The 21,940-nt window shown below is 36.8% G+C and carries 16 protein-coding genes; 11 read left to right on the top strand and 5 right to left on the bottom strand.

Translation table 11 applies throughout. From position 1 onward, the window contains the following. Positions 1-110: 110 nt before the first annotated feature. Entirely contained in the window at positions 111-491 is a 381-nt protein-coding gene (locus WJM97_RS11670) for a response regulator (protein ID WP_353928977.1), read from the top strand. 448 nt (positions 492-939) lie between these two features. Beyond that, positions 940-2,154: an ATP-binding protein gene (locus tag WJM97_RS11665; protein WP_353928976.1), complete on the top strand. Its 1,215-nt coding sequence runs from the start codon at positions 940-942 to the stop codon at positions 2,152-2,154. A gap of 41 nt (positions 2,155-2,195) precedes the next feature. Here WJM97_RS11665 and WJM97_RS11660 read toward each other — a convergent pair whose 3' ends face one another. Together WJM97_RS11660 and WJM97_RS11655 are read right to left on the bottom strand one after the other, a co-directional pair. Then, a complete protein-coding gene (locus tag WJM97_RS11660) occupies positions 2,196-2,918 on the bottom strand; it encodes a hypothetical protein (protein ID WP_353928975.1) in 723 nt (240 codons plus the stop codon). A 67-nt stretch (positions 2,919-2,985) separates the two neighbouring features. Next, positions 2,986-3,633 (bottom strand): phosphoribosyltransferase, encoded by a 648-nt coding sequence (locus tag WJM97_RS11655; protein WP_353928974.1) that lies wholly within the window; start codon positions 3,631-3,633, stop codon positions 2,986-2,988. 308 nt (positions 3,634-3,941) lie between these two features. Between WJM97_RS11655 and WJM97_RS11650 the strand changes: the two genes are divergently transcribed. From WJM97_RS11650 to WJM97_RS11640, 3 genes are all read left to right on the top strand, one after another. Next, entirely contained in the window at positions 3,942-4,469 is a 528-nt protein-coding gene (locus WJM97_RS11650; RefSeq protein WP_353928973.1) for a universal stress protein, read from the top strand. 296 nt (positions 4,470-4,765) lie between these two features. Continuing rightward, positions 4,766-5,455, top strand: coding sequence for an NYN domain-containing protein (locus WJM97_RS11645; protein ID WP_353928972.1), 690 nt, complete (start codon positions 4,766-4,768; stop codon positions 5,453-5,455). Between the two features lie 36 nt (positions 5,456-5,491). Beyond that, positions 5,492-5,770, top strand: coding sequence for a hypothetical protein (locus tag WJM97_RS11640; protein WP_353928971.1), 279 nt, complete (start codon positions 5,492-5,494; stop codon positions 5,768-5,770). Positions 5,771-6,050: 280 nt separating this feature from the next. Here WJM97_RS11640 and WJM97_RS11635 read toward each other — a convergent pair whose 3' ends face one another. Then, entirely contained in the window at positions 6,051-7,289 is a 1,239-nt protein-coding gene (locus WJM97_RS11635; protein ID WP_353928970.1) for an HhoA/HhoB/HtrA family serine endopeptidase, read from the bottom strand. Positions 7,290-7,612: 323 nt separating this feature from the next. Here WJM97_RS11635 and WJM97_RS11630 point away from each other — a divergent pair, with 323 nt between their 5' ends. The 6 genes from WJM97_RS11630 to WJM97_RS11605 all read left to right on the top strand — a co-directional run bounded on the left by WJM97_RS11630 (position 7,613) and on the right by WJM97_RS11605 (position 19,085). Then, a complete protein-coding gene (locus WJM97_RS11630) occupies positions 7,613-8,197 on the top strand; it encodes a TetR/AcrR family transcriptional regulator (protein ID WP_353928969.1) in 585 nt (194 codons plus the stop codon). A 32-nt stretch (positions 8,198-8,229) separates the two neighbouring features. Next, positions 8,230-9,519: an ABC exporter membrane fusion protein gene (locus WJM97_RS11625; RefSeq protein WP_353928968.1), complete on the top strand. Its 1,290-nt coding sequence runs from the start codon at positions 8,230-8,232 to the stop codon at positions 9,517-9,519. 250 nt (positions 9,520-9,769) lie between these two features. After that, positions 9,770-10,951 carry an ABC transporter permease DevC gene (devC, locus tag WJM97_RS11620; protein WP_353928967.1) on the top strand — a complete coding sequence of 394 codons (1,182 nt, stop codon included), beginning with the start codon at positions 9,770-9,772 and terminating at the stop codon, positions 10,949-10,951. Positions 10,952-11,005: 54 nt separating this feature from the next. Further along, positions 11,006-11,743: a DevA family ABC transporter ATP-binding protein gene (locus tag WJM97_RS11615; RefSeq protein ID WP_353928966.1), complete on the top strand. Its 738-nt coding sequence runs from the start codon at positions 11,006-11,008 to the stop codon at positions 11,741-11,743. A gap of 168 nt (positions 11,744-11,911) precedes the next feature. Then, entirely contained in the window at positions 11,912-18,457 is a 6,546-nt protein-coding gene (locus WJM97_RS11610; protein ID WP_353928965.1) for a PAS domain S-box protein, read from the top strand. Then, positions 18,447-19,085 (top strand): MotA/TolQ/ExbB proton channel family protein, encoded by a 639-nt coding sequence (locus tag WJM97_RS11605; RefSeq protein WP_353928964.1) that lies wholly within the window; start codon positions 18,447-18,449, stop codon positions 19,083-19,085. Before WJM97_RS11610 ends, WJM97_RS11605 begins: the two co-directional genes overlap by 11 nt. A 470-nt stretch (positions 19,086-19,555) precedes the next feature. On the opposite strand, the gene WJM97_RS11600 is transcribed toward WJM97_RS11605, so the two are convergent. Together WJM97_RS11600 and ctaD are read right to left on the bottom strand one after the other, a co-directional pair. Beyond that, positions 19,556-20,170, bottom strand: coding sequence for a heme-copper oxidase subunit III (locus WJM97_RS11600; RefSeq protein ID WP_353928963.1), 615 nt, complete (start codon positions 20,168-20,170; stop codon positions 19,556-19,558). Positions 20,171-20,289: 119 nt separating this feature from the next. Then, positions 20,290-21,933, bottom strand: a complete 1,644-nt coding sequence (gene ctaD, locus WJM97_RS11595; RefSeq protein WP_353928962.1) for a cytochrome c oxidase subunit I — start codon at positions 21,931-21,933, stop codon at positions 20,290-20,292. Positions 21,934-21,940: the final 7 nt, after the last annotated feature.

The raw sequence follows: 21,940 nt of genomic DNA, 5'->3' as shown, positions 1-21,940 counted from the left end.
AGAACTAATCATACTTTTTTTGTCAATAGAATAATTGTCAAAATTGTGATAATATTTACCATTGATTATCTTGACTATAAACAACACAAATTTAATCATGGGTATTAATAATGGCTAAAAAGCGGATTTTAGTAGTTGATAATGAGGAGTATATCCAAGAAATAACCAAGATTTGTTTGGAAACTGTTGCCGATTGGGAAGTGATCACTGCTAGTTCTGGAAAAGAGGGAATCACTAAAGCAGAAAATTACCAACCAGATGCGATTTTACTAGATGTGATGATGCCAGATATGGATGGAATTGCTGCCTTTGCAAATCTACAAGCCAACCCAAATACAAAAGAAATTCCAGTAATTTTGTTAACCGCAAAAATTCAAGATGCTGATCGTCGTCGCTATGCTCAGTTAGGGATGAAAAGCGCGATCGCCAAACCATTTAAGCCACTAGAATTAGCCGTTCAAGTAGCTGATACCTTGGGCTGGAGTTTATAAAAATAGCTGCTACTTTTTATACAATACCTACCATGTATAACTTAATATCATATCTCTATTCTTAACCTATCCAAAAAGTAGACCATACAACTAATCAGATTTTTATTTGATTGTATTGTTTGTTATTTCATGATACTTAATTATCAGGTAAATTGAAAGCAAATCTTACATATACATAATATTTATGCCTGTTAGTGTCAGTGCTATACTTAGCATGGGTGAAAAAAGTAATGCCTTGGCAAAACTATTAATCAACCATTTACAGTAGCTTATACTTATAGCTTGCGTGACGACATAGGAGTCATATAGCAAGCTAAACCAACAGCTATCAGCATTAAGCAGTAAAACCCTTATAGTACAAAAATTTGTGATCAAAATTTGTACTTATTTCACTGCCAATACTGCCAATATGCTGTAACTCAATAACCTCTGCATCTATTTTTTACTAATGAAAGTTTCTCCTGTGCTTTTCAATGTAATTCCTACATTTATTATGATAGGTGCGGGAATTATGATACTATCAATTTTCAAAACTTATCATATTCTCAAATTACTTCAATCTAATCAGGAGAAAAAAAATTGGCAAGCCTTACTTTATTTAATGATATTCTTCGTTCTGGGTTACTTAATTGCTTTTTTTCTGTTTGTCTATAAAATACTTGATTTAATTCCTATCTTAACAGGTGTTGTTTTCTTTTTCGGTTCGTTATTTGTTTTTTTTAGTGTCAATATCTATCACTCAACACTAGCTAAATTTATAAAAATTCAAGAAGAAAATAGACAGACAAAAAAAGAATTAGAAATTCACTTAGCAGAATTTAAACATTCGCAAAGCCAGTTAATTCATCATGAAAAAATGCTCAGTCTTGGTCAAATGGTAGCTGGTGTTGCCCATGAAATTAATAACCCTATCAGTTTTATTTACGGTAATATTGAACATTTAGATAATCACATCAATATTTTATTATTTATACTCAAGTTATACCAGCGAGAATTTCCTAATGCTACACCCGAAATCCAAAAAATAATTTCTGAATACGAAATAGAATTTGTTAAAGAAGATTTACCAAAACTATTTTTATCAATGAAAGCAGGAACTGAGAGAATTAGAGAAATAGTTAGACTGCTGCGGACATTTTCTCGGATGGATGAATCTGAGGTGAAATCAGTTGATATTCACGCAGGAATTGATAGTACATTAATGATTTTAGAACATCGTCTACAAGCTAAAACTGAACATCAAAAAATTAGAGTTATTAAAAGATATGGTAATTTATCAACAGTAGAATGTTACGCAGGGCAACTAAATCAAGTATTTATGAATATCTTGATTAATGCTATTGATGCTCTAGAAGAAAAAAATAGTCATTCTTCCTATAAAGAAATTCTCAATAATCCTAATATTATTACTATTACTACTGCTATAAATAATCATCAACAGCTAGAAATATCTATTAGTGACAATGGTAATGGTATCCCTGAATCAGTTCAAAAACATATTTTTGAACCTTTTTATACTACCAAGCCTGTAGGTAAAGGAACAGGTTTAGGTTTATCAATCAGCTACGAAATTATCAGAAAACATCACGGTACACTAGATTTTGTTTCGACACCAGGAAAAGGAACACAATTCATTATTCAAATGCCTATTCATCTTTCATAAAGATACATATTAATTATTGTCAATGATTAGTAACTTTATTTTTACTCCGATAATAGCATCCCATGTAAATGCAATTCCTGTTTTTCAGTTTGTGAAAAATAATGTTTAAACCATTGACTTGATAATCTTGCTACTTCCTCAATTGCTCCAGGTTCACTAAATTTATGACTAGCTTCAGGAATAATTTCCAGTTTTTTATGATGAGTAGGAATTTGTGCCATTGCATCCTCATTCATAGCGATTATTGTACAGTCATTACCACCAACAATTAACAAAGTTGGAGCTTGCACATCACAAAGACTCTCACTGACTAAATCAGTATAACCACTACGGCAAACTATCGCTCCTACATTTTGAGGGCGAGCTATAGCGGCTAAAAATGCCGATCCACTACCCTTATTTATACCAAAGTAACCAACTTTTAAATCATGCGTAAGAGGGTTTTGAAATAACCAGTCAGTTATGTTAATTAACCGCGCAGCCAGAAAATTAATATCATGACTAAAATGTTGAGTACGTTGATCAATAGTCTCTTCTTCTGCTGTCAATAAATCTACTAATATAGTTGCTAGTCCTTCCTGTTGATGCAATAAATGTGCTAAATAATGGTTGCGGTTACTATAGCGACTACTACCACCATTCTGAGCGAAGATAACAATTCCCTTGGCTTCTGTAGGAAGAAACAACTCACCTTTGAGTTTGATAAATCCCTCCTCAATAGTCACTATTTGTTCCAAGACATTCCACAATTTTTTATTATTCATGTTATTAGTTAGTTAGTTAGTTATGAGTTATTAATCATTAATCATTAGTCATTGATTATTGGTTTATTTATCTTCTCCTACCTCCTAATCTTAAAAGTTCTTCAACTTCTTCATCAGTAGTTTGAGAAAAGTCCTCATACCATAAGCCAATAGCAGACATTATTTTTGGGGTCATTAAAGACACTATTTCATCTACTTCTAACTTCAACTCTTCATAGGTGCTTGCTGGTGCAACTGGAACTCCAATAATTAATTTGGCAGGTTGCTGTTGTTTAATCAAAGTAATAGCAGCACGGATAGTTGAACCAGTAGCAATGCCATCATCTATGAGAATTACTGTTTTATTTTTAATGTTGATTGGTGGAGCATCTCCTCGATATTTGCGATCGCGGCGCTGCAATTCTTGTAATTCTTCAGCCCCAACTATCTTGATTGTCTCTTTGTCTATACCTAAAGTATTGATCACATCATAATTTAATATTCCTATATCCCCAGCAGCTATTGCTCCCATTGCTAATTCCTTGTGACCAGGTACACCCAGTTTTCTGACAATACAAACATCTAAAGGTGCATTTAAGGCTTGAGCTACTTCAAATGCCACTGGTACGCCCCCACGGGGTAAGGCTAAAACCAACAAATCTTGATGGTTAGCATAATCCATTAAACTTTGTGCTAACATTCTTCCTGCTTCTGTGCGGTTGTGAAATTCGACCATTGTATGGATTTTAGGTATTGTATTTTAGCTTTTAGGTTACTGGTCAGCCTTCAGCTTTTTAACAGTTATGACACAAATAAAAACTGGACAATAATTCATCAATTTATCGAAAATTTTGATTTCTTGATCTCCTCAATTCTTACAACAAAATTACAATATCTATACTTAGCCTGAATGTGAGTTATCATGAACCCATAAATATTTCATTTACAAAAAAATTGATTAATATGGCCAATATAGCTCAAGCAGTATCAGAACAAAATCACAAAAAGTATAGATATTAGATACTCCTAAAGGAATACTAAACTATGTTTGACAAAATTTTAGTGGCACTAGACAAATCTGACAGAAGTCAGTATATTTTTGAACAAGCCTTATTTTTGGCAAAAGCAAGTCAGGCAAAGGTCATGTTGCTTCACGTTTTATCCCCTGTGGAAGACCCTTACATCAACCCGATATTTTTACAACCAGAAGCAATCTATCCCACATTGCACACAGATACTGTTGTTCAGTATATACAAGCTTGGGACGAACTCAAGCAAGATAGATTAAGCTGGTTGCGATCGCTGGCTCAAACAGCGGTTAACAATGGTGTTGAAACTGAGTTTACCCAAACTGCCGGTGATGCGGGTCGCCTGATCTGCGAACTAGCTTTAAACTGGTCAGCTGACTTAATTATAGTCGGTCGTCGGGGTCGTAGTGGTATCAGCGAAGCTTTTTTAGGGAGTATCAGCAACTATGTTCTTCATCATGCCCATTGCTCCGTTCTCACAGTTCAAGGCTTAACCACCACTAGCATACCAAACATTGAAAGCGCAAAACTAACTTCCGCCTGAAATGTAGTTCATCAATCTCCATAACCTTAATGATTCTGTAGAGCAATTACTCCTGAATTACACCTTAACTTGAGTTTATTTACAGCTAGTATTTCTACAAATTTTTCCGCTAAGTTAATCACGAAAGTTGTGAAATTAGCGACAGCTATACTTAAGCTAGATTCATACTTAATTTTTAGTGTAGCATAAGTGACGTTTTGAAAACCTCAGTCAAGCTTAATACATTGAGTGATTAACAGAGATTACCATATCAAAAATCTATCAGAAACATTCCCATTTAAAATCCAGAGGTATCAATGATTCTTAATAATTTTAACAAAACAACAAACGAATATAAAGAACTTAAAGAAAAACCGCATTGGCAAGGACGACCTGCAATTAAAACCTCTGTCAAAGGCCGAGATATCAAAAAGCCCCAGGAAAATATTAACGACATGAACATTGGAGATGATCTAAATCGCGGCCGAGTGGCAATTTTTATTGATGGATTAAACCTTTTCCATGCAGCTTTACAATTAGGAATTGAAATTGACTACGTTAAATTACTGTGTCGTTTAACTCAAACTTCTCGCCTTTTGCGTGCCTTCTTTTACACTGGAGTTGATGCTAGTAAAGAAAAACAACAGGGTTTTCTCCTGTGGATGCGTCGTAATGGATATCGTGTAGTTACGAAAGATATACTTGCAGTGCCAGAAAATGGTAAAAAACCCAATTTAAACGTCGAAATTGCCGTAGATATGATTACTCTAGCTCCATACTACGATACAGCAGTTTTAGTCAGTGGAGATGGTGATTTAGCTTATGCTGTTAATGCAGTCAGTAGATTAGGATCTAGAGTAGAAGTGATTGGACTGCAAGGTATGACTAGCGATAACCTCATTGATGTTGCTGATTACTTCATGGATTTTGATAATATTAAACAATACATCCAAAAAGATTCTAATATAGGTTACAGTTATCGCACTTCATCTAGTTCTCAATATTAAGCCCCTGTTCATCATAGGTAATAAGGAGTGCTAAAAGTGACTAAAATCCAATTGACTTTAGTGATTACTTATTCACTAATGACTTGCTATTTCTTTTCCAATTGGTTTCGCTTTTCCCTACGACAACCTGCCTCTACCCCAGAAGAGAAATTTTTATCCTTTGTGATGTCTTTAATAACTACTATCTTCTGGCCTTTAATTATTCCCATATCTTGTTTCAAAATTCTGAAAAATAGGCAATTGGAAGCCCACACAGTAATTCCGTTACTTTTGACTATATTTGCTTTGAGTATTTCCTACTGTTTAAACTTTTAATATTCCTTACAACTTCAATTTTGAGGCGGGATTACCCCGCCCCAATTTTTTTATTTAGGGTTAGGAGTTAGGAGTCAGGAGTCAGGAGTCAGGACAAGAGTTAAACCCTTTTACTTGTAAGGCTTTTAGATTTATTCATCAAGTCCTTCCTATTTATAGCAATGGACAAGGCAGTTAAGACATTAAGCAGAACTAAAACTTAGACACTGAAAGACTTCTAGCTCTGTCACCTGTTACCTGTCACCTGTTACCTGTCACCTGTCACCTGTCACCTACTATATTATTGAAGGTTTGTGGGGAAAGTACCGGGTTTGACAGCAATGTTAATATTTTTGCCGTTGCGACGCAAATCTAAGCGCACATTACCCCCAACTTGTGTTTCTTCCACCGCTCTTTGTACAGCATTCGTATCAACAACTGATTGACCATTCAGCTTTTTGATCACATCCCCAGCACGTACTCCGGCTTTAGCTGCGGGTGAGTCGGGCATAACTTTGACAATTAATACACCCTGATCATCACTTACCGTTAAATTACTGTTGGGATCTGAGTTAATTCGTTGTTTTAATTCAGCCGTTAAACCCACCATCTGAATACCTAGATAGGGGTGTTGAGCTTTACCAGTAGTAATCAATTGATTAGAAATTCTTTGGGCAGTGTTGATGGGAATAGAAAACCCTAAACCTTGCGCTCCGCGAATGATGGCTGTATTCATGCCAATCACCTCTCCACGAGCATTTAACAACGGACCACCGGAATTACCAGGGTTAATTGCTGCATCGGTTTGAATAAATTGAACTCTTTTGTCAGGAACACCTACTTGATTACTGGTGCGCCCTGTTGCACTGATAATTCCCGTGGTTACACTGTTATCTAAACCCAAGGGATTACCAATTGCGATCGCCCATTGTCCTGGTTGTAGTGTATCTGAATTACCCAAAGCTACTGTAGGTAAGTTGTTTGCCTCAATTTTTACCACAGCTACATCCGTTAATTCATCTCTTCCGATCACCTTACCGTTAAAAGTACGTCCGTCTTTGAGGGTGACAGTCACAGTATCCGCACCATCTACCACATGAGCATTGGTAAGAATACGTCCATTGTTACTAATAATAAAACCTGAACCAGTCCCCCTTTCTACTCGATTTTCTCCTTCTAAGGGAATTTTTGAACCGAAAAAGCGCCGGAAAAAGGGATCATTAAACTCTTCCGGTAGTTCAGCTTTCACTGTGCGAGAAGAGTTAATTCTCACCACCGCAGGCCCCACTTTCTCTACAACTCTGGTAATGAAATTGGGATCGGTATTGCCTGGTAATGGTGTGGCTGCATTTACCTTTTCTACAGCCAGTCTAGAGGCAGTTTCAGCTACTTGCTGTTGGTTATCTGCTAAATAGCCACCGGCAAAGGTCATCCCTGATCCCAGCAGCACCAAAGAGAAAGAAGCTGCTGCTTTTTTCCATGCTGCTTGATCATGTCTTTTGGATAATAAGTTTTCCTGATCTTGTGGTTGGTTTTTCATTTTTCTTATCTGAAACAATATTTAGAGTTATTACTAATGTAGATATTTGTTCGACAGCTTTTGTTGCTTAATTCTAGCATTGTCAGCTTTTAAGCCATTTGTGGATTACCCGCCAATGTCTGGTTAGATACACTCACAACTACAGAATTTTCCCAAAAATATCTAAAATTTGTGAACCTAAATTTAATGTCTCCTATTTAACGATAAAATACGGTAATTACTGAAATTATGAATTTATTTCTCAACCCCTCACGACTTGACAACTCTGTTAATATTTTGTTATATTAATTAATAACAATCGTTCGATATAAAAAAGCTCACCCATGCCCAAAATCGTAGACCATGAACAATACCGCAAAGAACTAATTGTCAAATGTTTTGACTTATTTGCCGAAAAAGGTTATGGGGCAATCACCATGCGGCAAATTGCTCAAGGTTTAAACGTTTCTACGGGTACGCTATATCACTACTTTCCTAGTAAACAAGCTTTATTTGAACAATTGGTAGCAGAAATTAGTGAGCAGGATGTCATTACAGCCTTAGCAGAATTAGGAGGAAAAAATAACCTCCCAGAAATGATGACAGCCTTGGGTAATTATCTAGTCAAAAATGAAGATTACCTGATCAAGTGGACCTATGTATGGGTTGATTTTTATCAAAACCAAGACTCAAAAATCATGCTTAATAACAGCACAGTTTTCAAACGTGCCAATAAAAGATATCAACAAGCAACCTGTGAATTTTTGGGAATTGAAAATCAAGTTTTAGCCTCATTTGTATTGAGTTTCGTGAATGGAGTAATTCTAGAAAAATTATGGGGTGATGAAACCATAAACTTTCTGGAACAATGCCAACTTCTAGGAGAAATGTTGACAGCTTATTTACAGAAAAATAGTGAGTTTTATTAATTAGCCACAGGTTTTTCATTTAGGGAATAATTATGAATTATAAGTTATTATTTAAACCTGCCAATCCAGGTTTAATTGCCTTAGTTTTAGTAGCTACTACAATTACATCTGGCATTGCAGTTTATGGAGTTTCTAGATTTAGTAAAGTTAGCAATGCTACGACAGGAGAATTAACAGAAACTACTCCTATTCCTAGTAAAGTCACAGCATTAGGTAGACTAGAACCAGCTACGGAAGTTATTAAGTTATCAGCACCTTTAGCATTAGATGGAGATAGGGTAGCAAAAATTTTATTTAAAGAAGGTGACATAGTAAAAACAGGAGAAATAATTGCCATTTTAGATTCACGAGACAAATTGCAAAATGCTGTTTTACAGGCAGAAAAGGAAGTCAGAGTTGCTACAGCTAAACTAGAGCAAATTAAAGCCGGGGCTAAATTGGGAGATATTCAGGCACAAACAGCTAATTTAGAAAGAATAAAAGCCCAATATGAAGGTGATAAAAATGCCCAACAAGAGAATATTGCCCAGATAGAAGCACAATGGCAAGGTGATAGAATTGCCCAACAAGCAACAATTAACAAATTAACCGCAGAACTGAATAATGCTGAATCAGAATATCAACGTTATCAAAAATTATATGCAGAAGGAGCAGTGTCTAATTCTTTAATTGATAGTAAACTTTTAAATCTAGAAACTGCTAAACAACAATTAAGTGAATCCCAGGCAGTTCTGAACCGCATTAATACCACAGCAAGTAAACAATTAGCAGCAGCGAAAGTAGCATTAAATAGAATTAATAAAACCAGTAATAAACAAATTAATGAAGCGCAAGCCACACTGAACAGCATTGCCGAAATTCGTCCTGTAGATGTGAATTTAGCAAAAACAGAAGTAGACAGTGCGATCGCTAATTTAAATCGTGCCAAAACCGACTTAGAAGCAGCATTTATTCGCGCTCCCATGACAGGAAAAATACTCAAAATACATACTCGTATTGGTGAAAAAATCAGTGAATCTGGTATTGCAGACTTTGCACAAACTGAGCAAATGTTAGCAGTAGCGGAAGTTTATCAAACAGATATCAGTAAAATCAAACTAGGGCAAAATGCTATTATTCGCAGTCCTTCATTTACCGGTGAATTGAGGGGAAAAGTTACACAAATTGGTTTACAAGTTAATCGTCAAAATGTGTTTAGTAACCAACCAGGAGAAAATTTAGATAGTCGAGTTATAGAAGTAAAAATTCGTCTGAATTCTGAAGACAGTAAAAAAGTTGCCAATTTAACTAATTTACAAGTACAAACAGCTATTGAGTTGTAATTCTTCACTTTTAAGAATTCCCAATAACTAATGATTAACAACTAATAACTATAGGAATAATATTTGATTCTTGAAAAGATACGTAGGGTGCGTTAAGCTATCGCTAACGCACCAAACCCTTGATAATGGTGCGTTACGAACTCCGTTCTAACACACCCTACAATACCTAATTTTGTATGGCTACGCCACGCAAGCTATCAAAATTCAAATAGGAGTCCTATATTAACTAATGACTAATAACTAATAACTAATGACCAATAAACTATTCCGAAAAACACCTTTAGCTTTGCGACAGCTAATGAAAGAGAAAACCCGGTTAGCCGTGGCTGTTGCAGGAATCACTTTTGCTGATATGCTGATATTTATTCAGATGGGTTTTGAAAGTGCATTATTTGATGCTGCCATTCAACCGCATCGAAATTTATCAGCAGATTTAGTATTAATTAATCCCCAGTTTAATACTTTATTTTCAGTGAAAAGTTTTTCGCGGCAAAAGCTTTATCAAACATTAAGTTATGATGGGATAGAATCAGTTAATTCTGTTTATATTGGTACGGGAGAATGGCGCAACCCCAAAACACGCATTGATAGAGCTATTTTAGTGTGGGGTGTAGATCCAAATCAACCAGGCTTGAAATTTCCAGAAGTACAACAAAAAAAAGATGAGCTTAAAGCATTGCATCAGGTAATGTTTGATCAAGCTGGCCGTCCAGAATATGGTGCGGTAGGGGATATTTTTCAAAAAACTGGCACTTTTCAAACAGAACTAAATAGCAAAGCTGTTAACGTCAAAGGTGTATTTAGTAATGGTGCTTCCTTTGCTGCTGATGGTAATGTTATTACTAGTCATTCTACATTTTTGAATTTATTTCCGAATAGGAAACCAGAACAAATTGAAGTAGGTTTAATCAATCTCAAACCAGGCGCAGATGTTGAAAAAATCAAAGCAATATTAAGAATAGGATTAAATCCTGATCCTAAAAATCCCTTTGTAGAAGTGGGAACACCAGAAGATTTTGCTCAAAAAGAAAAAAATTATTGGGCAAATGGTACAGGAATTGGTTTTATTTTTGGTTTAGGTGTAGCAGTAGGATTTATTGTGGGTATAGTTATTGTTTACCAAATTCTCTATGCTGATGTTTCCGATCATTTACCAGAATATGCAACTCTCAAAGCAATGGGTTATACAGATAACTATCTGTTAGGAGTTTTAATTCAAGAGGCTTTAGTTTTAGCTATTTTAGGTTATTTACCTGCATTTTTTCTATCCTTTGGATTATATCAACTTACCTTTGCTGCTACCATGTTACCCATTTCCATGAAAGTAGATCGGGCAGTAACAGTATTTATTTTAACTGTAATTATGTGTAGTGTTTCTGGGGCGATCGCTTTGCGGAAATTACGCTCTGCTGATCCTGCGGAAATTTTTTAAAATCAGCCCAAATTTAACTTTGAGAAAATTACTATAAATTACTATCAAGAAATCATGTTAGACACTTACTCTCAATCATTAACAACAGCTAAAACCGTGATTAAAGTTGCTAATATTAATCATTATTTTGGCACAGGAACATTAAAAAAACAGGTTTTATTTAATATTAACCTGGAAATAAAATCTGGAGAAATAGTGATTATGACAGGGCCATCTGGATCAGGTAAAACAACTTTATTATCATTGATGGGTGGTTTACGTTCTGCTCAAGAAGGGAGTTTGAAAATATTAGATCAGGAAATATTAGGAGCAAGTAAAAATAAATTAACTAAATTGCGTCGGCAAATCGGTTATATTTTTCAAGCCCATAACTTAATGACATTTTTAACAGCCAAAGAAAATGTGCGAATGTCCTTAGAATTGCATGATAAATATCTCAACCAAGATATTAACGCCAAAGCCAAAGTCATGTTAGAAGCAGTAGGTTTAGGAGATAAAATAGATTACTATCCAGAAGATTTATCAGGAGGACAAAAACAAAGAATAGCGATCGCCAGAGCTTTAGTTAGTCATCCCCAAATAGTATTAGCAGACGAACCCACCGCTTCTTTAGATAAACAATCTGGACGTGATGTAGTAGAATTAATGCAAAAATTAGCCAAAGAACAAGCTTGCACAATTTTGCTAGTTACCCACGATAACCGGATTTTAGATATAGCAGATCGCATCATTTATATGGAAGATGGAAAACTAAAAAGTGATGGAGTAGATGTAGTAGCAAAAGTAAATTGAGGAACTCAACAGAGAATATTAACTTTCAAAAGCAGTAGTAAAAGTATAAAATTGACTACTGAAAATAGATAATGTTTTATGATTGTGAGTAATTGTCAAGTGTGATACCTTAAAAATAGCACTTATGCTAATGTACACCTAACTGTTAACAATTACTAATGAGGTTCTATGGCAATATACCATTACTCAATCATGATTTTGGCAGATTTGCCAGAAGATAGGTTGCTATATTGCCACTATTTAAGTGAAGATAGATTTGCCACTTATAATATTATTGAAGTAGAAACAGCAGCAGAAGCATTCAACCAACTACTAAAAACTACACCAGACTTAATACTCATCAACCATCAACTAGCAGACTTAGATGGATTAGAATTTATTAACCAGTTAAAATCTGAGCAGTCAGAAATTCCAGTCATCATGGTAGCAGAACATAATGACGCAACCATAGCAGTGGAAGCCATGAAAAATGGAGTTGATGATTATATAGTTAAAAGTAAAATGACTGCTTACAGACTTTGCAGTTCTATTCATAAAATATTAGAGAAAAATCAATTATTAAAACAACTGCGGATACAAGAAGGACAACAACAATTACTATCAAGTATCCTACTGCGTATTCGTCAGGGTTTAAATCTACAAGAAATTCTACAAACAGCAGTAGCAGAAGTACAGCAGTTTTTAATTGCCGATCGAGTGATAGTCTACAGATTTGATCATCAAATGAATAGTGAAATTATCGCAGAATCAGTGGTACAAAATTGTCAAAAATTCATAAATAATCAAGTTAAAGATAATAACTTTCAAGCAAAGCAAGGAAAAGATTATCTACAAGGAAAAATCAAAGTAATCAATGATATTTATGATGCCGGATTAACAGAATATCATATTAATTTACTGGAACAATATCAAGTTAAAGCTCATTTAACTGTGCCAATTATATTAACTCAAGAACCAAACAATAAGCAACAAAATCATAAAGGTAGAGAATATTTATGGGGTTTATTAATTGCTCATCAATGCAGCAGTACCCGTGAATGGAAAAAATATGAAATAGATTTACTTCAGCAACTTTCAGTACATTTAGCCCTAGTCATTAAACAAGCAGAACTGTATAAAAATCTTCAAAATAGCAATCTTATATTAGAAGAAAAAGTACAAGCCAGTGAGAGGAGATTTCAAGCTATTTTCAATAATAGCTTTCAATTTATCGGACTATTGACAACTCAAGGAATTTTATTAGAAGTCAACCAAAAAGCCTTAAAATTCGGCGGTTTAGAATTAGAAGATGTTGTTAATAAACCATTTTGGGAAACTTACTGGTGGACAATTTCCACAGCAACGCAAAAGGAATTAAAACAAGCGATCGCCCTGGCTGCTCAAGGTGAATTTATCCGTTACGAAGTAGACATTTTAGGTGCAGGAAGTCAGATAGCCACCATAGATTTTTCTCTACGTCCCCTGCAAGATGAAACCGGAAAAGTAGTCATGCTGATTCCAGAAGGGCGAGATATTACCGCAAAAAAATGTCTGGAAAAGGAACACCAAAAAGTGCTAACAGACCTGCAAACTTCAGAAACAGAACTGCGGGGACTTTTTAATGCCATGGTAGATGTAATTTTAGTCTTAGATCAACAGGGACGCTATCTAAAAATTGCTCCCACCGCAGCAGAAAAACTTTATAAACCAGCTACAGAGTTACTAGGTAAAACAGTTTATGAAATTTTTCCTAGTCAGATAGCAGAGCAGTTTGTGAATTTAATTAAAGAAACTTTAAAAACGCAACAAACTTCAGAATGTGAATATAGCTTACAGATTAACAAAAAAAGAGTTTGGTTTAGTGCCAAAGTTTCCCCAATTTCCACAGAAGCAGTAATTTGGGCAGCCAGAGACATTACCACAGTCAAAGAAAATGCCATGATTTATCAACAAACAGAAAAGGCATTTCAAGAAAGTCAAATGCTTTTGCAGGTAGTCATGGATAGTTTACCAATGGCTATATTTTGGAAAGATAAAAATAGTCACTTTTTAGGTTGCAACCGTCAACTACTATTAGATGCTGGATTATCTTCCACCGCAGAAATCATTGGTAAAACAGACTTTGATATGCCATGGCAAGAACAGGCAAAATCTTATCAACAAGATGATCGCATCGTTATAGAGTCTGGCCAACCCAAATTTAAGATCGAAGAAAAAATCACAAAAATCGGCAACATTTCCAGATATATACATACTAATAAAATCCCATTGCAAAACCCTGATGGTGAGATTATTGGTATTTTAGGCAGCTATGAAGATATTACAGAACGGAAAGAAATAGAACAGGCATTACAAGAAAGTGAAGGAAGATATGCAGCATTGACAACCTCAGCCCCTGTGGGGATTTACCGTGCTGATAGTCAGGGAAATTTTTTGTACGTTAATCCTAAATGGTGTGCAATTACAGGATTAACATTTTTAGAAGCAGCAGGAAATGGGTGGAAAAAAGCATTGCACCCAGAAGACAGAGAAATAGTAGAAACAGAATGGAGTCTTCTGGTAAAAACAGGTAAAATCTTCTGTTTAGAATATCGTTTTCAAGCATCAGATGGAGTAGAAAACTGGGTGTTTGGACAAGCAGTTCCAGAACAAGACTCCACAGGCAAAATCATCGGTTATGTAGGTACTATCACAGATATTAGTAGTAGAAAAAAAACAGAACAAGCGTTGAGGCAAAGTGAGCAACTTTATCGTACCTTAGTAGATAACTTTCCCAACGGTGCAGTAGTATTATTTGATCATGACCTGCGATACCTACTGGTAGGGGGTTTAGGACTTGCCACCGTAGGTTTGAACAAAGCAGAAATGGAAGGAAAAACAATTTGGGAAATTTTTACACCAGAAATATGTGAAATTATTGCTCCTGACTTACAGCAAGCATTAGCAGGAGAAACAAAAATATCTGAAATTGCTTATAGCGATCGTCTCTACATCACACATAACATTCCTGTCCGAGATCAGTATGGTAATGTCGTGGCAGGAATGATCATGACTCAAGATATTACCGAACGCAAACAGTCAGAAAATGCAGTTAGGGAAAGTGAAGAGAGATTTCGACAGTTTGCAGAAAACAGCCGAGAAGTCATACTGGTGCGTCAGGTGGAATCTGGACAATTACTCTATGTGAACCCAGCATATACAGAAATATGGGGACATTCCCTGGAAAGCTTATATGAAAACCCTAATTCATGGAAAGATAGTATCCACCCAGATGATATTCAATCCGTTAATAGTAAATATCAAAACATTAGTAAAAAGGAATTTGTAAACGCCGAGTACCGTATTATTCGAGCCGATGGATCAATTCGTTGGATATGGGGACGATGCTTCCCCATCAACGATAGTAATGGCAATATCTATCGTATTGGTGCAATAGCCCAAGACATCACCGAACATAAAATAGCAGAACAGGAACGCGATCGCCTACTACATATCCTATCTGTACAGAATTATTCCTTAGAAACCCAAGTTAGTCAACGTACAGCCGAACTCAGACAAAGTGAAAAACGCTTCCGTAATTTGGTAGAAACATCCAGTGATTGGGTGTGGGAAGTCAACGAATTTGGCATTTACACCTACGCTAGTCCACAAATTATTCATATTTTGGGATATACACCCGCAGAGATATTAGGAAAAACACCCTTTGATTTTATGCCACCAGATGAAGCCGAAAGAGTATTGGTAGAGTTTACAAAATTCGCTTCAGTCCAAGCTCCCTTTCAATGTTTAGAAAACACTAACCTCCATAAAGATGGCAGATTAATTATTTTAGAAACCAGCGGAGTTCCCATTTTTGACGAAAATAACCAATTTTGTGGCTATCGCGGCATGGATCGAGATATTACCGCACGCAAACAAACAGAAAAAACATTACGCCAAAATGAAGTACGATTCCAACGCATTGCCAGTAATCTCCCTGGGGTAATGTATCAATATGTTCTCCATCCAGACGGTTCTCATGAATTTATTTATATGAGCGATCGCTGTAAAGAAATCTATGAAATAGAACCAGCTACAGTGCTGGAAAATGCCGATAACTTATTTTATTTAGGTCATCCAGAAGATATCCCTGTCTTATTTGAATCTATTAGCCATTCAGCCACTCACCTAGAACAATGGTCATGGGAAGGCAGAATCATTACCCCATCCGGTCAACTCAAATGGATACAGGGTTGCTCTCAACCAGAAAAACAAGCCAACGGTGATATTTTATGGGATGGCTTAATTATTGACATTAGTGAACGTAAACAGATAGAAATTGCATTCCGTAACCTTTCAGACCGACTGGATCTAGCTATCAAATCAGCCCAAATTGGTATCTGGGACTGGGATATAGTCAATGACTGTCTCATCTGGGATGACCGAATGTACCAAATCTATGGAGTCAAACCCTCAGACTTTACAGGTAATTACCAAGACTGGGAAGCCCGAATACACCCCGATGATATTTTACTTTGTCGCCTTGCGATCCAGGAAGCTATTGAAGGTAAAAAAGACTTTGAAGAAGAATTTAGAATTGTTTGGTCAGATGGTCAAATCAAATACATTAAAGCCTATTCTCTGATTCAGCGTGACCAGCAGGGAAAAGCACAACGGATGATCGGCCTTAACTTTGACATTAGCGATCGCAAACAAGAAGAACTAGAAAATCAACACCTCAAAGAACGTCTACAATTTGTTCTCTCAGGTAGTCCAGCAGTTATTTATACCTGTCAACCATCCCAAAAATTTCAAGCCACCTTCATCAGCGACAATGTCCATCATGTTCTTGGCTACACAGCACAGCAATGGTTAGAAGAAACAGATTTTTGGTTAAATCGCATCCATCCAGACGACTTAACTGAACTATTTACACAGCTATCCCATTTAGAAACACAGGAATATCACCTCTATCAATATCGCTTCTGTGACAAAAATGGTCATTATCGGTGGATAGAAGATGAATTCCGTCTCCTGCGCGATCAAGCTGGAAAACCCGTAGAAATCATTGGTTATTTAGTTGATATTACAGAACAACAAGCCGCCCTACACGAACGTGAACTAGCAGAAGCAGAAATTATCCGCAGTCGAGACTTACTCCAAGCAGTATTTAATGAATCAGCCGATGCTCTATTTTTAGTGGATATAGAAACCGTAAAAACCATAGACTGTAATCAAAGGGCAGTAGAAATGTTCGCCGCTAACAGTAAAAACGACCTCATTAATATTGAAGGACATACACTACAAAAACAGCAATTTACCCCCACAGAAATCCAGGCAATTATGGATGAAATGAACATCTATGGGGTTTGGAGTCGGGAAATAGAATACAAAACTTTGGCAGGAAATTTATTTTGGGGCAGCATAGCAGCCAAGGAAATTACCATCGGTAATCAAAAAATGAACCTGGTCAGAGTATCCGATATTAGTCAACGCAAACAAGTAGAAACTCAACTCCAAGAAAACAATAAACAACTAGCAGCTTTTAATGAACAACTCGCCCGCGCGACCAGACTCAAAGATGAATTTCTCGCTAACATGAGTCATGAACTACGCACCCCCCTCAATGCTATTCTCGGTATCTCAGAAGGTTTACAAGATTTGGCCTATGGAGGCATTAATGAAAAACAAAGACATGGTTTAGAAACGATTGAACGTAGCGGCAAACATTTATTAGAACTAATTAACGATATCCTAGATTTATCAAAAATAGAAGCTGGGCAAATTGAATTACAATACACACCGACAAACATCAGACAAGTCTGTCAATCTAGTTTGGCATTTATTAAACAACAAGCCTTTCAAAAGATCATTCAACTAGAAGTCAAAATTCAACCTAATCTTCCAGAAATTTTCGTAGATGAGCGGCGTATTCGCCAAGTTTTAATTAACTTACTCAATAACGCTGTAAAATTTACTCCAGAAGGTGGCAAAATTACCTTAGAAGTAACATATCAATCCATAGCTTCAGAAACAGAAATTACATCCTGTAAAAGTTTTATTGCTATTAAAGTCATTGATACTGGTATTGGCATTGCCACTGAAAATCTTCATAAACTATTTCAGCCGTTTGTACAAATAGATAGTGCTTTAAACCGTCAATATAATGGTACTGGTTTAGGATTATCTTTAGTCAAGCGAATTGTAGAAATACATGGTGGTGAAGTCAGGGTTGACAGCACCGTAGGTGTCGGTAGTTGTTTTACAGTATTTTTACCTTGTACTAATTTATGTGAGATTACCTCTGAAATAGTAAGTCAAACATCATCTGATTTCAACTCCGACCTTTATTCAAGTCCCAAAAAATCACCCCTAATTTTACTAGCGGAAGATAATGAAGCCAATATTTTTACTATCTCTAATTATTTAGAAGTTTCAGGATACCGCATTATTGTCGCCAAAAATGGTAGAGAAGCGATCGCACTAACAAAAAGCCAATTTCCTGATTTAATTTTAATGGATATTCAAATGCCAGAAGTTCATGGTTTAGAAGCTATCGAACAAATTCGACTAGATCACAATTTTGCTAATATTCCTATCATCGCCTTGACGGCATTAGCAATGCCAGGTGATAAAGAAAAATGTCTAGCTGCTGGTGCAACAGAATATCTCACAAAACCTGTTAAACTCAAGCAACTAATCACCATAATTAAACAGTTTTTAGCCGCAATGGCAGATTCAAAACATGAACATTAGTAACTTATTGACAGCCGGTGGCATAGTTATCTGGCCACTACTGTTTTTTTCTGTCCTAGCAGTGGCATTAATTCTGGAACGAATTACTTTTTGGTTCAAAATTAGTGGTCGTCAACAGCAAGTCGTTCGGGAAGTCCTAAAGTTCTATCGTCAAGGTAATGTAGTTAGTGCTTTAGATATTTTACAAAATAATGCTGATTTACCCATCGCTCGGATTTTTTTAGCCGCTTTGGAATTAGAAGAACCCACCCCAGAAGAATTTCGCTTGGCTTTAGAAAGTGAAGCACAAGGAGAAATTCCCTTACTGAAAAGATTTCAAAATATTTTTGATACTATTATTGGTCTTGCCCCTCTATTGGGACTGCTTGGTACTGTTTTGGGTTTAATTACTTCCTTTGCTTCTTTGGATATTGGTAATATTGGTGGCACTAAAACAGCTAATGTTACATCTGGGATTAGTGAGGCTTTAGTATCCACTGCATCGGGTTTGATTGTAGCTATTTTTACGCTTTTATTTGCTAATATCTTCCGTGGACTTTACATCCGCCAAATTGCCTGGATTCAAGAATATGGTGGACAACTAGAATTACTAAACCGTCGTCAATATGAAAGAGCTAATAAGAGTTAAGGTTAACCGCAGTTATTCTTAAATTAAATAAGTAGGTGAGCGTTAAAAATTGTCGTTATGGCAAGGCAGGGGGCAGGAGGCGGGAGGGAAGAGGTTTTTAGCAATTTTACATTTTGTTACATAGGGTTTGCTGTTCGCGGAGCGTGGCGTAGCCATAAAAGTCTTGTCGTGGAGACAGGTGACAGGTGACAGGTGACAGGTGACAGTTTCAAGAGTTGGATGGGAACTATTTTTCCTTGAAGCAGGAATTAAATGCAAGGTTTTTCAGTTCTCACCTCATCAAAGCTTGCATTTTTTGAAAGTCAAAATCGCTAAAATCGTTTACCTGTAATGTTTTGAGATTTATATGCCTGACGGCACGCTCCGCGAACAGCAAGCCCTACATACAATACATCATTTAACAATAAAAAAACCCCTGGCTGGGGGTTTGTAAATTATTCAGGTGGAGTGAATACCTAAGTAATAAATACCTACAGTAAATATAGTAATCCGAACAAAACGATCCAGATTACATCTACAAAGTGCCAGTATAATTCAGCAGCTTCAATGCCAAAATGGTGTTCATTGCTGTAGTGTCCGGGAGTACGCGATCGCCATAACACCGCCACAATCGCTAAAACACCGATAGTTACGTGCAAACCGTGAAACCCAGTCAACACATAAAAAGCACTAGCGAACAAATTGGTAGTTAAACCAAATTCCAGATGGGTATATTCATACACCTGACCGACCAAGAAAATCGCACCCATAGCCGCAGTAATAGCTAACCAGATCCGCATTCCCTTAGCATCATTCTTTTTGATTGCTGTATCAGCATTGTGCATGACAAAACTGCTGGCGATCAAATTGATCGTATTCACACCAGGTAACAAAAGTTCTAACTCTGGTGTACCTTCCGGTGGCCAAGCAGGTAAAGTAGAACGGAAAGCTAAATAAGCACCGAACATTCCTACAAAAATCATCCCTTCAGCAATCAGAAACATCACCAAACCAAACAAACGATGATCTGGATGTGCTTCGTGGGCTGAAGCTGCTACATGATGATTCTCTTCAAGTTTCGCGGTGTCAATTGTTTGACTTTGCATGAATTTTTAAATTGGTAATTGATAAAGAAGGGAACAGGGAACAGGGAACAGGGAACGGCGAATAAAGAAATAGGTAAAGAATTAATTTCCTCCCCAACTCCCCATCACCCTGTCACCTGTCACCTGTCAACTGTCACCTGTTTCTCTTTTACACCGTAGTCATAAGGGCCAGTAGTTAAAACTGGAAGTTTCTCAAAATTCTCAATTGCTGGTGGTGAAGAAGTCATCCACTCTAAAGTCAGCGCACGCCAAGGATTATTAGGTGCTTTTTCACCGTATAACCAACTCCAGACGGCATTGATAATAAAAGGTAAGGTTGAAATTGCCAGGATATAAGACCCATAAGTGCAGATTTCATTTAAAGAAGTGAATTTAGGGTCATATTGGGCAATACGGCGATTCATACCCATCATGCCTAACTTGTGCATGGGTAAAAAAGTCATATTTAAACCAACAATGGTTAAAACTGCGTGAACCTTACCCCAAAATTCATTCATCATTCGTCCCGTCATCTTTGGAAACCAATGATAGATAGCGGAGAAAATGCCTAAAACGCTCCCGCCAAACAAGACATAGTGGAGGTGAGCGACTACAAAATAGGTATCGTGAACGTGGATATCAAAAGGGACTGATGCCAACATCACACCACTAATCCCACCAATCACAAAAGTTCCTAAGAAACCCATAGCAAAAATCATCGGACTATTGAGGCTGATTTTCCCACCCCAAATAGTTGCTAACCAACCGAAAATTTTGATCCCGGTAGGAACAGCAATGATCATCGTCGTGATCATAAAGAACATCCGTAACCAACCAGGGATACCACTGGTAAACATATGGTGCGCCCAGACGATTAAGCCTAAAAAGCTGATTGCCATAGAAGAATAGGCGATCGCCTTATAACCGAAAATTGGTTTACGGGCATGAACTGGTAATATTTCGGAAATTGCCCCAAAAAAAGGCAAAATCATAATGTAAACCGCCGGATGAGAGTAAAACCAGAACATATGCTGGTAAATTACCGGATCACCGCCACCACTAGGATTAAAAAATGCTGTCCCAGCAATCAAATCAAAACCCAACAGAACTAGCGCCCCAGCTAAAACAGGAGTAGAAAGCAAAACTAAAGCCGAAGTCGCCAACATTGACCAGCAAAACAAAGGCATTTGATAGATACCCATACTGGGAACACGCATTTTCAGGATTGTGACAATAAAATTAATTGCCCCCAAAATTGACGATGTACCCAAAAGTAGGACACTAATAATCCAAATTGCCTCACCCACTTGACCAGTTACCAAACTCAAAGGCGGGTAAGAAGTCCAACCAGCATCCGGTGCATCACCCACCGCCAAACTCAGGGTAAGTAATATACCTGCTGGGGGGATCATCCAAAAAGCCACAGCATTCAACCGGGGAAAAGCCATATCCCTAGCCCCAATCATCAAGGGGATGAGATAGTTAGCAAAACCCGCCCCGGCTGGGACAATCCACAGAAAAATCATGATTGTGGCGTGGAGTGTAAACAGACTGTTATAAACTTCCGGGGTGACAAAATCTATCTCTGGGGTACGTAATTCCGTCCGCACCAAATCAGCCATCACACCGCCGATGCAGTAAAAAACGAATGATGTAACTAGATATTGAATACCGATTACCTTATGGTCGGTATTAAAGGTAAAAAATTCCCACCATTTTCTTTCCCCTTCGTCTTCATGGGAAATGGGAATATTAGTAGTGTCTTGTAATTGTGCTTGTGTCATAGTCAAT

Source organism: Okeanomitos corallinicola TIOX110 (genome assembly GCF_038050375.1).
GTDB lineage: Bacteria > Cyanobacteriota > Cyanobacteriia > Cyanobacteriales > Nostocaceae > Okeanomitos > Okeanomitos corallinicola.
Note: the sequence above shows the minus strand (reverse complement) of the source record. Positions and strands in the feature narration are given on the sequence as shown.

Coding starts and splice junctions, on each gene's coding strand:
- WJM97_RS11615 (WP_353928966.1), top strand. CDS start 11,006: ATGTTAGACACTTACTCTCAATCATTAACAACAGCTAAAACCGTGATT.
- WJM97_RS11670 (WP_353928977.1), top strand. CDS start 111: ATGGCTAAAAAGCGGATTTTAGTAGTTGATAATGAGGAGTATATCCAA.
- ctaD (WP_353928962.1), bottom strand. CDS start 21,933: ATGACACAAGCACAATTACAAGACACTACTAATATTCCCATTTCCCAT.
- WJM97_RS11645 (WP_353928972.1), top strand. CDS start 4,766: ATGATTCTTAATAATTTTAACAAAACAACAAACGAATATAAAGAACTT.
- WJM97_RS11635 (WP_353928970.1), bottom strand. CDS start 7,289: ATGAAAAACCAACCACAAGATCAGGAAAACTTATTATCCAAAAGACAT.
- WJM97_RS11610 (WP_353928965.1), top strand. CDS start 11,912: ATGGCAATATACCATTACTCAATCATGATTTTGGCAGATTTGCCAGAA.
- WJM97_RS11655 (WP_353928974.1), bottom strand. CDS start 3,633: ATGGTCGAATTTCACAACCGCACAGAAGCAGGAAGAATGTTAGCACAA.
- devC (WP_353928967.1), top strand. CDS start 9,770: ATGACCAATAAACTATTCCGAAAAACACCTTTAGCTTTGCGACAGCTA.
- WJM97_RS11625 (WP_353928968.1), top strand. CDS start 8,230: ATGAATTATAAGTTATTATTTAAACCTGCCAATCCAGGTTTAATTGCC.
- WJM97_RS11665 (WP_353928976.1), top strand. CDS start 940: ATGAAAGTTTCTCCTGTGCTTTTCAATGTAATTCCTACATTTATTATG.
- WJM97_RS11600 (WP_353928963.1), bottom strand. CDS start 20,170: ATGCAAAGTCAAACAATTGACACCGCGAAACTTGAAGAGAATCATCAT.
- WJM97_RS11660 (WP_353928975.1), bottom strand. CDS start 2,918: ATGAATAATAAAAAATTGTGGAATGTCTTGGAACAAATAGTGACTATT.
- WJM97_RS11605 (WP_353928964.1), top strand. CDS start 18,447: ATGAACATTAGTAACTTATTGACAGCCGGTGGCATAGTTATCTGGCCA.
- WJM97_RS11630 (WP_353928969.1), top strand. CDS start 7,613: ATGCCCAAAATCGTAGACCATGAACAATACCGCAAAGAACTAATTGTC.
- WJM97_RS11650 (WP_353928973.1), top strand. CDS start 3,942: ATGTTTGACAAAATTTTAGTGGCACTAGACAAATCTGACAGAAGTCAG.